Origin of the sequence: Kitasatospora sp. NPDC096140 (assembly GCF_040303045.1) — a bacterium.
Taxonomy (GTDB): Bacteria; Actinomycetota; Actinomycetes; order Streptomycetales; family Streptomycetaceae; genus Kitasatospora.
This window is the reverse complement of the sequence record NZ_JBEOUW010000089.1, coordinates 1-11,541: the sequence shown is the minus strand read 5'-3', so window position 1 is coordinate 11,541 and position 11,541 is coordinate 1. Positions and strand designations below refer to the sequence as shown.

General features: G+C 73.8%; 11 protein-coding genes. 3 read left to right on the top strand and 8 right to left on the bottom strand.

The annotated features are described in order from the left end of the window. Positions 1 to 100: 100 nt before the first annotated feature. The 3 genes from ABT048_RS41115 to ABT048_RS41105 all read right to left on the bottom strand — a co-directional run bounded on the left by ABT048_RS41115 (position 101) and on the right by ABT048_RS41105 (position 3,429). Positions 101 to 1,105 carry a glycosyltransferase family 2 protein gene (locus ABT048_RS41115; protein WP_350526770.1) on the bottom strand — a complete coding sequence of 335 codons (1,005 nt, stop codon included), beginning with the start codon at positions 1,103 to 1,105 and terminating at the stop codon, positions 101 to 103. A 248-nt stretch (positions 1,106 to 1,353) separates the two neighbouring features. Next, positions 1,354 to 2,031 (bottom strand): aggregation-promoting factor C-terminal-like domain-containing protein, encoded by a 678-nt coding sequence (locus ABT048_RS41110; protein WP_350526769.1) that lies wholly within the window; start codon positions 2,029 to 2,031, stop codon positions 1,354 to 1,356. A gap of 540 nt (positions 2,032 to 2,571) precedes the next feature. Then, entirely contained in the window at positions 2,572 to 3,429 is an 858-nt protein-coding gene (locus ABT048_RS41105; RefSeq protein WP_350526768.1) for an EI24 domain-containing protein, read from the bottom strand. 207 nt (positions 3,430 to 3,636) lie between these two features. Between ABT048_RS41105 and ABT048_RS41100 the strand changes: the two genes are divergently transcribed. Continuing rightward, on the top strand, positions 3,637 to 4,425 hold the full coding sequence (locus ABT048_RS41100) for a S1 family peptidase (RefSeq protein ID WP_350526767.1): 789 nt from the start codon (positions 3,637 to 3,639) through the stop codon (positions 4,423 to 4,425). 196 nt (positions 4,426 to 4,621) lie between these two features. Here ABT048_RS41100 and ABT048_RS41095 read toward each other — a convergent pair whose 3' ends face one another. From ABT048_RS41095 to ABT048_RS41085, 3 genes are all read right to left on the bottom strand, one after another. Beyond that, positions 4,622 to 5,848: an NsdA family TPR-like regulatory protein gene (locus ABT048_RS41095; RefSeq protein WP_350526766.1), complete on the bottom strand. Its 1,227-nt coding sequence runs from the start codon at positions 5,846 to 5,848 to the stop codon at positions 4,622 to 4,624. Positions 5,849 to 6,105: 257 nt separating this feature from the next. Next, positions 6,106 to 7,542: an amino acid permease gene (locus ABT048_RS41090; RefSeq protein WP_350526765.1), complete on the bottom strand. Its 1,437-nt coding sequence runs from the start codon at positions 7,540 to 7,542 to the stop codon at positions 6,106 to 6,108. A 230-nt stretch (positions 7,543 to 7,772) separates the two neighbouring features. After that, positions 7,773 to 8,051 carry a hypothetical protein gene (locus ABT048_RS41085; protein WP_350526764.1) on the bottom strand — a complete coding sequence of 93 codons (279 nt, stop codon included), beginning with the start codon at positions 8,049 to 8,051 and terminating at the stop codon, positions 7,773 to 7,775. A 148-nt stretch (positions 8,052 to 8,199) separates the two neighbouring features. Between ABT048_RS41085 and ku the strand changes: the two genes are divergently transcribed. Then, the gene (gene ku, locus ABT048_RS41080; protein WP_350526763.1) at positions 8,200 to 9,255 is read left to right on the top strand and encodes a non-homologous end joining protein Ku; all 1,056 of its coding nucleotides are present in this window, start codon (positions 8,200 to 8,202) and stop codon (positions 9,253 to 9,255) included. Positions 9,256 to 9,304: 49 nt separating this feature from the next. Further along, the gene (locus ABT048_RS41075) at positions 9,305 to 9,586 is read left to right on the top strand and encodes a hypothetical protein (protein WP_350526762.1); all 282 of its coding nucleotides are present in this window, start codon (positions 9,305 to 9,307) and stop codon (positions 9,584 to 9,586) included. 27 nt (positions 9,587 to 9,613) lie between these two features. On the opposite strand, the gene ABT048_RS41070 is transcribed toward ABT048_RS41075, so the two are convergent. Continuing rightward, positions 9,614 to 11,002, bottom strand: a complete 1,389-nt coding sequence (locus tag ABT048_RS41070) for an NADP-dependent succinic semialdehyde dehydrogenase (RefSeq protein WP_350526761.1) — start codon at positions 11,000 to 11,002, stop codon at positions 9,614 to 9,616. A gap of 121 nt (positions 11,003 to 11,123) precedes the next feature. Next, complete coding sequence (locus ABT048_RS41065; RefSeq protein WP_350526760.1) at positions 11,124 to 11,405, bottom strand: DUF6158 family protein; 282 nt, start codon at positions 11,403 to 11,405, stop codon at positions 11,124 to 11,126. Between the last annotated feature and the right edge of the window lie 136 nt (positions 11,406 to 11,541).

Genomic DNA, 11,541 nt, shown 5'->3' with positions numbered 1-11,541 from the left:
TCGAACCGCGCGGCCCCATCGAGACCGAAGCAGCCCGCCGCCTCGCCGACGACCTCAAGAACCAGTAATCATCCGATTACCCAACACTTTCTGAGGCGGGTCACTTGCGCCCGGTGAGCGTGCCCTTCGCGATGTGGGACAGCTTGGCGACCTCGAACGCCGGGTAGGCGCCGCCGGCCAGCAGCGAGAACTTGATCCCCTCGCGGCCGCCCGGCCGGCGGTGGCCCGGCGGCTGGAAGCGGCGGTGGTGCTCGGCGGCCCGGTGGAAGAACTGCGGCCGCTCGGACCGGGAGACGCAGCCGGCGAGGTCGAAGACGAACAGGTAGTGCCGGACCATCCGGATGAACAACGCCTCGCGCACCGCGTACAGGTGCGGCTGGTCCTCCAGGAGCGCGAAGCTGCGCTCGTACTGGTCGAACAGGTCGAAGACGCTGCTGCCGGGGCCACCGGCCGGGTGGACGGTCTCCCGGCGGCGCAGCTGGACGCACTCGCGCGCCAGCACGGCGACCTTCTGCGCGCCGAGCAGGGCCGCGTGCACCACGGGGACCTCCTCGTAGCGGCCGTCCGGGAAGGTGAGCCCCAGCTCCTCCCAGTGGCCGCGGCGGATCAGCCGGTCCCAGATCAGCGGCGGCGCGCCGAACAGCTCGGGCCGGTCGAAGGGGCCGGACACCTCGGGGCCGGCCTCGGCGAGCAGCGCCTCGGCCCCGCCCGGCCAGTCCCGGTCCTTGTGCCGGCGGGAGTGGCCGAACAGCAGGAGGTCCACCGGGCCGGTCTGCTTGAGCCGGTCGGCGAGCGTCTGGAGCGCGTCCCGGGGCAGCAGGTGGTCGGCGTCGAGGAACAGCAGGTACTCGCCGGACGCCCGCGCCGCCCCCGCGTTCCGGCTCACCCCGACCCCGACCGCCGCGTTCAGGTGCAGCGTCGAGACCCGCGGATGCCGCGCGGCGTACGCGTCGGCGAGTCCGCCCGCGGTCTCGGGGGAGCGGTCGGCGACCACGATCACCTCGACGTCCGCCAGGGACTGCGCGAGCAGCGAGTCGAGGCAGTCGGCGAGCTGTTCGTGCTGGTCGTAGGCGGGGAGTACGACGCTGATCAAGGGTGAGGGCATGACGCCGGAGCGTAAGAGGGCGCGCGAACCGTGGCAAAGCCCTGACGGTCCGTAATTCCGAGCAATTGGCCGCAAATCGTACGACCGTCCGCCAGATCTTCACGTCGTCTTCCGGACGCGTCCACGTCAGGTTCGGAAGCGGCGGGCCCGCGTCGTTCGTGGCCGGAACGTGCCGGGGCCCGCGACGCGGCGGTGCGTCGCGGGCCCCGGGGGCGCCGAGCGGGCGGGTCGATCCCTGACGGGTCGGCCTAGTACCAGTGGTGCGCCTGCCAGAACGACCAGGCGGCGCAGGGGCTGCCGTAGCGGGTGTTCATGTAGTTCAGGCCCCACTTGATCTGGGTGGCCGGGTTGGTGCGCCAGTCGGCGCCCGCCGAGGCCATCTTGGAGCCCGGCAGGGCCTGCACCAGGCCGTAGGCGCCGGAGGAGGCGTTGACGGCCAGCGGGTTCCAGCTGCTCTCGCGGAACACGATGTTGCTGAAGCACTGCAGCTGGCCGGCCGGGACGATCTGCGCGGCGATCTGCTGCGGGGTGCCGGAGTAGGCGGCGGCCAGGTTCGGGCGCTCCTGGGAGCGGGAGGCGGCGGCCGCGGCGTCGGCCTTGGCCTTGGCGTCCGCCTGGGCCTTCGCGTCGGCTTCGGCCTGAGCCTGAGCCTGAGCCTGAGCCTGGGCCGCCGCCTGGGCGTCCGCCTCGGCCTTGGCCTGGGCGGCCTGGGCGGCCTGGGCGGCCTGCTGGGCAGCGGCAGCGGTGTCAGCCTGGGCCTGGTCGGCGACCGGCTTGCCGTCCACCGAGACGGCGGCCGCGGGGGCGGCGGCCTCGACGGTGTTCCCGGCCTGCGGGATGGCGAGCGCGGCGGTGGCGGCGCTCGCGACCACGAGGGTGGCGACGCCGGTGATCAGGGAGTTTCGGCGGGCATGGCTGAGCTGCAAGGCGGGCGTTCCTTCTCCGTCGGGGCCGTGCCGGTGGTGCCGGACACGGGGCATCGCGCGGGCTCCGGGTGAGCGGGGCCCGCGCGGCCGTCCGGGACGGCCGTGGCGCCCCGGCGGAAGCGGCGGGGCGGGCGGGCTGCGCGGCGGATCCGGTGCGGACCGGCCGGGCTGCCTGGCGACAGGCCATTCTTGGCAGGGCTCGCGACGGGCGGCAAAGGCACTTGCTACTACGCACCGTAGTGGTCACGAAGAGGGCGCAGCGGGGTCGAGTGGTGGATTTGATGGCATTTGTCCGAATTGTGCTTCTGAGGGTTACGCACGGGTGACATCGGAGGAACGCAGGGGCGACACGCGCGGTGGCCTGCGTTCTTCAGGCCGGACACCGCCGGGTCCGGCTCGGGAGGTGCGGGGCGCCGGGGCCCGGCCGGAGCCCGCCGGGCGCCCGTCCACTACCGGGAGTCGTAGACGCCGATCCCCCTGTGGGCGGCCTCACACGTTTGCCCGCGCGAGGTCGGCGCAGGGTGACCGGACAGTCACGGCTCAGGGGGTCGCGTACGGGTTCCCGGGGACGGGCTGCGCTGCGGGAGCGGCAGGAGCGGCGGGGCGAGCGCCCGGCTCCGGCCCCTCCGCGGCGGCCTCCTCCTCCGCGGCGGCCTCCTCCGCGGGCGGGACGAGGTCCCGGGCCAGCAGGGTGGCGCCGGCGACGGCCCCCGGCATGGCGAGCACCGTCACCAGCGGCACCAGGAAGGCGAGCACCAGCGGCGTGCCGAAGCCCAGCGCGAGCCCGAGCCGGGAGCGCAGCAGCCGGATCCGCTCGGGCTGCGGCACCCGGCGCCGCTGCAGGGCGACGGCCGTCAGCTCGACGGTCAGGAAGAAGCCGGACACCAGGAAACCGAGCGCCGGGACCACCGTCTGGCCGAGCACCGGGATGAACCCGCAGGCGAACAGCACCACGCCGAACGCGGCCACCCGGACGAGTACGTACACGCTGTCGCGCACCGCGATCAGCAGCTCGCGCCAGAGCGGGGTGTCCGGCGGCGTGGGCGCCCCGCCCTCGGTCTCGTCGACCTTGGCGCAGAGCGCCTCGTAGAAGGGCTGTCCGACCAGCAGGGTGACGGCGGTGAAGGTGAGCAGGGAGAGTAGCAGGCCGCCGCCGAAGACGATCGCGGCGAGCGCGTCGCGCAGCAGGCCCTGCCAGGGCGAGGACCAGTGGTCGGCGAACGGGGTGGCCCAGTCCGCGAGGTCCACGGACCGGGCGGCGAGGAAGGCGAGCGCGACGACGTAGCCGATCAGGGCGAGCAGGGCCGGCAGCATGCCGAAACCCCACCACCGGCCGCGCCGGGCGACCCACTTCTGGCCCTCGATCAGGTACTTCGTCCCCGCCACAAGATCACGCATGGGCGACCACCCTATCGGCCCGGGTCGGGCCCCGCGCCCGCCGCACTCCGAGCCCCGCGCCCGTCGCACCCGGAGCGCCGCGCCCGCCGCACCCGGAACCTCGGGTTGCCGTGTTCCTGCCAGATTTGTTCGGCAAGGTCGGCCCCCTCCTGCCGCGCCTCCGGCCGGGCCACTCTCGGTGTTCCCCCACCTGCAAGGAGGAACCTGATGAAGCGTCAACTCGGCAGAGCCTTCAGCCTGCTGGCCGGTCTGGTGCTCGGCGCGGGCGCGCTCGTGCTGCCGGCCGCCGCCTCGCCCGCGCCGTCGCCGACCGTGGTCGGCGGCACGCGTGCGGCGCAGGGCGAGTTCCCGTTCATGGTGCGGCTCTCGATGGGCTGCGGCGGCGCGCTCTACACCTCGCAGATCGTGCTCACCGCCGCCCACTGCGTCGACGGTACCGGCGCCGACAGCAGCATCACCGCCACCGTCGGCGCGGTCGACCTGCGCAGTGGAAGCGCGGTCAAGGTCCGCTCCTCGTACGTCTACCAGGCGCCGGCCTTCACGGGCGCGGAGAACGGCAACGACTGGGCGCTGATCAAGCTGGCCTCCCCGGTGAGCAGCGGTCAGGTCACCACCCTGCCGATCGCCACCTCCGCCGCGTACGACAGCGGTACCTTCACCATCATGGGCTGGGGCGCCGCGCGCGAGGGCGGCGCCCAGCAGCGCTACCTGCTCAAGGCCACCGTGCCGTTCGTCGACGACGCGGCCTGCGCCGACGCCTACCCGGGCCTGAACACCGCCGGCTCGCTCTGCGCCGGGTACGTCGCCCAGGGCGGCGTCGACACCTGCCAGGGTGACTCCGGTGGCCCGATGGTCCACAAGGACGCGGCGGGCCGCTGGGTCCAGGTCGGCATCGTCAGCTGGGGCAACGGCTGTGCCCGCGCGGGCTACCCGGGCGTCTACACCCAGGTGAGCACCTACGCGGCGGACATCGCCGCCGCGGCTGCCGGTCTCTGAGCCGGCCGGTAGCGCCGCTCGGACCGGTCGGGCGGGGTCGGCCACCACTCCCGCAGGGGGTGGCCGGCCCCGCCTCGGCGTGCCGTGTGCACCCGGTCGGCGCGGCGGGTGGCGTGCGGCGCCCGGCGCGTCCGGCCGGTTGCGGCGCCGTCGACCCGGGCAGGGGCGGCCCTGCCCGGCCTTCCACGTGCGCAGCTCACGTGCGCAGCCACTCCTCGGCCCGCCGTTGCTCGCGGGCGATGCGGCCGGCCGTCCTCGGGGGCAGCCGGGCGAGCAGGGCGGCGGCGGCACCGGACCGGCCGGCCAGCGCGAGGGCGCCCGCCAGGCGGGCGGTGACCAGGGCGTGGTCGCGCGGTCGGGCGGCCGGATCCAGGGTCCGCAGGGCGGCCTCCAGCCGGGCCACCGCGCTGCGGGCGTGGACGGTGCGGCCGGTGCGGACGGCGAGGTCCCGCTGGCATGTGCCGTGCGCGACGGCCAGGACCAGCTCGGCGCCGGCCGCCCACGGCGTCGGATCGCCGGAGCGTCGCGCGGCCGTGGTCAGCCGCCGGGCGTCCGTCAGCGTCCGGCGCACCAGCGGCGCCTCGCCGGCCAGCGCGTGGGCGTGCGCCCGGGCGACGGCGGCCCAGGCCTGCAGTCCGGGGCGGGCCGGCGCGGCGGTCCGTGCGGCCTCGGCGAGGGCGAGCGCGGCGGCCGCGTCGCCGCGCCACCAGTGCAGGGTGCTCTGCCGGACGAGCAGGGCGGTCGTGGTGGCCTGGTCCCCGGTAGTCCGTGCCCATTCCAGCCCGGTGGTGTACCAGCTGAGCGCGCGGGCGCGGCGGTCGCCCTCGAAGTGGGCCCAGCCGGCGAGTTCGGCGTACTGGGCGGCGAGCGAGCGGACGGCGGCGTGGCTCTCGTACGGGGCGGTGTGCTGCCGGCGGGCCAGGGTGCGGGCGTGGTGCTCCAGGACGGCGGCCAGCTCCTCGCCGCCGATCCGGTCGGCGGCGGCGCGGTAGACGGCGAGCAGGTGGGCGAGCATCTCGACGGCGGCGGCGTCCGGTGGGGCGGTGTCGGCGGCGGCCGGTGGCCGGGTGGCGGCGGCGAGTTCGCCGAGGCGTTCGCGCTCCTGCCGGACGGTCTGCCACAGGTCCGCCAACTCCCCGCAGGCGAGCAGGAGTTCGTCGGCCCGGGCGGGCATTCCCGGCGGCGGCCAGCGGAGGGCGTTCTCCACCCGGCTGATCAGCGAGTTGTGGTATCCGAGCAGCCGGCCGAGCTCGGCCTGGCTGAGGCCGCGGGCCTCGCGCCAGTGGCGCAGGCGGCGGCCGAAGCGCAGCCGTGCGGACTCGGGTTCCGCGCGGGGCGGTGGGGGCGAGGGTGACGTGGGGGTGGGCAGGGACGGCACGGGGTCTCCCGGGAGGGTGGGGGAGCGCTCGTGGGGGAGCGCCATGCCCAGGAATCCCCTTGACGTGCCATGGTCAAACTGGCGCTGCTTCCGTGCCCGGTCGGCCGCCGGGCCGGAAGCGCCGGAAGAGCCGGACGCGCCGGAAAGCCGGAAAGCCGGAAAGCCGGAAGCGGCGCAAGCGCCGGAAGCCCCGGAAGGCGCCGGAGGCGATGGAAGGCCGGAAGGCGCCGGAAAAGCCGCACCGGGCCCGGGAGCCTCCGCAACGGCTCCCGGACCCGGCGTTCCTGCGCGGTGCGGACGGGTCAGGACCCCGCCGCCACCGCAGCCCGCCGCCGGCGGCCCACCACGGCCGAGGCCGCGAGCACGATCGCCGCGGCGACCAGCGACAGGTACATCTGCTTGCGCCCGTCGGCGTCGGTGAACATGTAGATCATGACGAACCCGATCATGCCCATCGCGGTCCAGGTCAGGTACGGGTACAGCCACATCCGGACGGTGTGCCGCTCGGGCATCTCCCGCTCGATGATCTTGCGCATCCGCAGCTGGGTGGCGCAGATCACCAGCCAGACGAACAGCGCGATCGCGCCGGAGGAGTTCAGCAGGAAGGCGAACACCGTGTCCGGCGAGGTGTAGTTGAAGAACACCGCGATGAAGCCGAAGACCACCGAGGAGAGGATCGCCACGCGCGGCACGCCGCGCTCGGTCACCTTGGCGAAGGCCTTGGGGGCGTCGCCGCGCTGGCCGAGCGAGAAGGCCATCCGGGAGGCCGTGTACATCCCGGAGTTCAGGCAGGAGAGCACCGCGGTCAGCACGATCACGTCCATCACCTGGCCGGCGCCGGGGATGCCGATGTGGTCCAGGACGGCGACGTACGGGCTGGCCTTGACCTCGGCCGAGTCCCACGGCAGCAGGGTGACCACGAGCAGGATCGAGCCCAGGTAGAAGATGCCGATGCGCCAGATCACGCTGTTGGTGGCCTTGGTCACCGCCTTCTGCGGGTCCTCCGACTCGCCGGCGGCCAGGGTGACGATCTCGCTGCCCATGAAGGCGAAGACCACGGTCAGCATGCCGGTGAAGACCGCGCCGATCCCGTGCGGCAGGAAGCCGCCGTGGCCCGTGAGGTTGCTGGTGCCCACCGCGTGGGTGCCGGGCAGCAGGCCGAAGGCGGCGAGGGTGCCGATCACCAGGAACCCGGCGATCGCGACCACCTTGATCCCGGCGAACCAGAACTCGAACTCGCCGTAGGAGGCCACCGAGAAGAGGTTGGTGGAGGTCAGGACCGCCATGACGATCAGCGCCCAGCCCCACTGCGGCACGCCGGGCACCCACTGGTTGAGGATCTTGGCGCCGGCGGTCGCCTCGACCGCGAGCACGACGACCCAGAAGAACCAGTACAGCCAGCCGATCGTGAACCCGGCCCAGCGGCCCAGCGCGCGGTCCGCGTACGCCGAGAAGGAGCCGCTCTGCGGGTCGGCCGCGGCCATCTCGCCGAGCATCCGCATCACCAGCACGACCAGCGCGCCGGCCAGTGCGTAGGAGAGCAGGATGCCCGGGCCGGTGGACGCGATGCCCGCGCCCGAGCCGACGAACAGGCCGGCGCCGATCACGCCGCCGATGGCGATCATCGACAGGTGGCGGTTCTTGAGCCCGGCCTTCAGGTGGCCGTCGCCGCCGTGACCGTGCGGCCCCGCCTGCTGCGGGACCTCGGCTGCCGCCGACTTGGTGGTGTTCGCACTCATCTAGAGGTGCCCTGTGCCTTTCCAGCGCGGCGACCCTCGGCTCGTCGCCACAGGGTGGGGGGACAGACCCGCGCATTGCGGTGCAACCTAACTTCTACGCACGAGTATCGGAACAATCCTTTGATAACTGTTCGCTTACCGGACGCAAAAGGCCAGGTCAGGGTGGGTGCGGAGGGGGTCGGAAAAGCTCAGATCTGACGCATCGTCAGAGGGGTGGGGGGCGGAGGAGATCAGATCTCCCTCAAATCGATCACGACGACCTCCGGCCGCCGCTCCGGCGTGTGTCGGGCGGGCCGGATCGCGGGCCGGGCCGTGGGCGGTGCCGTGGGCGGTACTGCAGGGAGGGCGCCGAGCCGGGCCGCGAGGATGCGCGGGATGTCGCTCTCCTGCGAGTACCCGGGCACCACGGTGACCTCGTCCTCGCGCACCTCGCCGAGGACGCGGTAGGTCACCCGGTACGTCGTCCGGTCCGGCGGCGGGGTCCGGTCGGGCCCGTGCGTGGCGGTCATCCGCATCGACCTCCTCGGCCCATTGTCGGCGCGGTGTGGCCGAACGGGGCAAACCCGGGCAGAGTGGGACTCTCGGGGCATTCGTCGGAGCACGTCCCGAGCGCGCTCGGCGCCCGTCGGTCACCCGGCGCCGGACAGGAGCGACCCCATGCAGACCACCTGGAAGGGGACGATCAGCTTCGGGCTGGTCAGCATCCCCGTCCACCTCTACTCCGCGACGCAGGAGCACGACGTCCCGCTGCACCAGGTGCACGCCAAGGACGGCGGCCGGGTGCGGATGAAGCGCTACTGCGAGCGGGAGGAGAAGGAGGTCCCGTACGCGGAGATCGCCAAGGGTTACGAGTCCCCCGACGGGCGCACCGTCACGCTCAGCGACGACGACCTCGCCGACCTGCCGCTGCCCAGCAAGAAGATCATCGACGTGCTGGCCTTCGTCGACGAGCGCGAGATCGACCCGCTGATGTTCTCCAAGGCCTACTACGTCGGCGTCGCCGACAAGGCAGCCGCCAAGCCGTACGCGCTGCTGCGCGACGCGCTCACCGAGTCCGGGCAGATCGCCGTCACCAAGATCGCGCTGCGCACCCGGGAGTCGCCCGCGGTGCTGCGGGTGCACGACAACACGCTGGTGCTGCAGACCTGCATCTGGCCCGACGAGGTCCGCCCGGCGGCGGGCATCGCGCCCGAGGACGACGTGACCGTCCGGCCGCAGGAGCTCAAGATGGCGCGGTCGCTGATGGACACCCTCTCCGAGGACTTCGACCTCTCCCAGCTGCACGACGACTACCAGCAGGCGCTCCAGCAGGTGATCACCGCGCGGCTGGAGGGCGTCGAGATCCCGCACGAGGAGGAGCCCGGCGAGGCGCCGGACAACGTGATCGACCTGATGGAGGCGTTGCGCAGCAGCCTCAAGCAGGCCAAGGGCGGGCGCGGCCCGGCCGGGGAGCCGGAGGCGGAAGCGGAGGAGGCGGGGCACAAGCCCGCCCCGCGCAAGCGCGCCGCCGCGAAGCGGAGCGCCCCCGCCGCGGGGAAGGCCGCCGACGGGACCGCCGGGAAGGCCGGGGGGAAGGCGACCGCGGCGAAGACCGCCACGGCGAAGACAGCCACCGCGAAGAGCAGCACGGCGAAGACCACCACGGCGGGGAAGGGCCCGGCGGCCGGGAAGACCGCCGGCCGGAAGTCCACCGCTCCGCGCAAGGCCTCCTGACCCGCCGGGCCAGGCATTCCCCTCCCGTCCAGCATCGGAGGCGATCCCGATGGACCTGTTGACCTACAAGGCAGTCGAAACCGGCCCCGAGGCCCCGAAGGACCCCGGCTTGGGGCACCGGGCCTGGGTCTGGCTGCTCACCCTCACCCCCACCGCCGTGACGATCATGATCGCGCTGTCGGTCGGCCTCGGCCTGGTCGCCGCCCAGGTGAGCCAGCTGTGGGTGCTGCTCGTGATGTGCATCCCCTGGGGCCTGACGGTCATCGCCCTGGTCGGCGTGCTCGCCCGCTGGATGACGCCCGGCCCGGGCCGGCACCGCGCGGCGACCTGACCCGGACGGGCGGGGATCCGGGAGGGCTCAGCCGATCCAGACCGTGGTGACGTTGCAGAACTCCCGGATCCCGTGCCCGGACAGCTCCCGTCCGAAGCCCGAGCGCTTCACGCCGCCGAACGGCAGGGCCGGGTGGGAGGCCGTCATCCCGTTGAAGAACACCCCGCCGGCCTGGATGTCGCGGACGAAGCGCTCCTGCTCGGCCCCGTCCGTGGTCCAGACGTTCGCGCTGAGGCCGAACGGGGTGTCGTTGGCGACGGCGACCGCCTCGTCCAGGTCGGCCACCCGGTAGACCGTGGCGACCGGGCCGAAGGTCTCCTCCTGGTGGATCCGCATCGCCGGGGTGATCCCGGTCAGCACCGTCGGCTCGTAGAACCAGCCGGTGTCCCAGCCCTCCGGGCGCCCGCCGCCGCACTCCACCCGGGCGCCGTGGGTCCGGGCGTCCTCGACCAGTTCCTCCAGGTCGTCCCGGCCCTGGCGGCTGGCCAGCGGGCCGACGTCGGTGGTTTCGTCCATCGGGTCGCCGACCTTCAGCGCGCGCATCGCCGCGCTGAAGCCGGCGGTGAAGCGGTCGTACACCTCGGTGTGCACGATGAAGCGCTTGGCGGCGATGCAGGACTGGCCGTTGTTCTGCACCCGGGCGCGGACGGCGGTCCGCACCGCGGCGTCCACGTCGGCGCTCGGCAGGACGACGTACGGGTCGCTGCCGCCCAGCTCCAGCACGGCCTTCTTGACCTCGTCCGCCGCGGCGGACGCGACGGCGCGCCCGGCCGGCTCGCTTCCGGTGAGGGTGACCGCGGCGACCCTCCGGTCCCGGACCACGCCCTCGACCGCGCCCGAGCCGATCAGCAGCGTCTGGAAGCAGCCCTCGGGGAAGCCGGCGCGCCGGAACAGCTCCTCGATCGCCACCGCCGTGCGCGGCACGTTGGACGCGTGCTTGAGGAGGCCCACGTTGCCCGCCATCAGGGCCGGCGCGGCGAACCGGATGACCTGCCAGAACGGGAAGTTCCACGGCATCACGGCCAGCACCGGGCCGATCGGGCGGTAGCGGACGTAGGCGCGGGCGGCGCCGGCGTCGGCGACGTCGGCCGGGGCAGGGTGCTCGTCGGCCAGCAGAGCCTCGGCGTTGTCCGCGTACCAGTGCATCGCCTTCGCGCACTTGGCGGCCTCGGCCCGGGCGGCGGCGAGTGGCTTGCCCATCTCCTCGGTCATGGTGCGGGCGACCGCCTCCTGGTCCTGGTCCAGCAGGTCGGCGGCGCGGTGCATCAGCTCGGCGCGGGCGGCGAACGGGGTGCTGCGGTAGGCGTGGAAGGCGGCCTCGGCGAGGGCCAGCCGACGTTCGATGCCGGCCGCGTCGAGCGGTTCGAAGGTCTCCAGGGTCTCGCCGGTCGCGGGGTTGACGCTGGCGATGGGCATGCGGGGCTCCCATGGGGTCAAGGGTCCGGTGCGTCTGCCCTCACACCCTCCCCGACAGCCCGGCCCGGGGCACGCCACCGCGCGCCCGGCGTGTCCTGCCGGGCGGTCCGGGCCGGCCCCGTCACTCCGGCAGCGACTCCACCCGGGCCGCGGCCTCCCGGGCCCGCGCGCCGGCCCTGGTCCGCCCGGCGGTCACCTGCCGGTCGGGGAACCGGTGCAGGTACTCGGCCTCCAGCTGGCCGGTGCGCAGCGTGTGCCGCTTCAGCGCTTCCTCCGAGCCGTACAGGAAGGTCTCGTGGCGTGTGCGGTGCAGCTGTTCCAGCTCGTGCAGGAGCGTGTCGTTGCCCAGAGCGTGTGGGGAGATGCCCTCGGGCCGGATGTGCGTGGCGTCGGCGTGCCGCATCTCGGTACCTCCTCGGCGGAAGTCCCCTCCTACGGGGTGCCCGGTGGCCGCCGCCGGTACACCCGTTCGATCGGCGCGCCGACGCCACGCACATCCGGCCCGAGGGCATCTCCCCACACGCTCTGGGCAACGACAC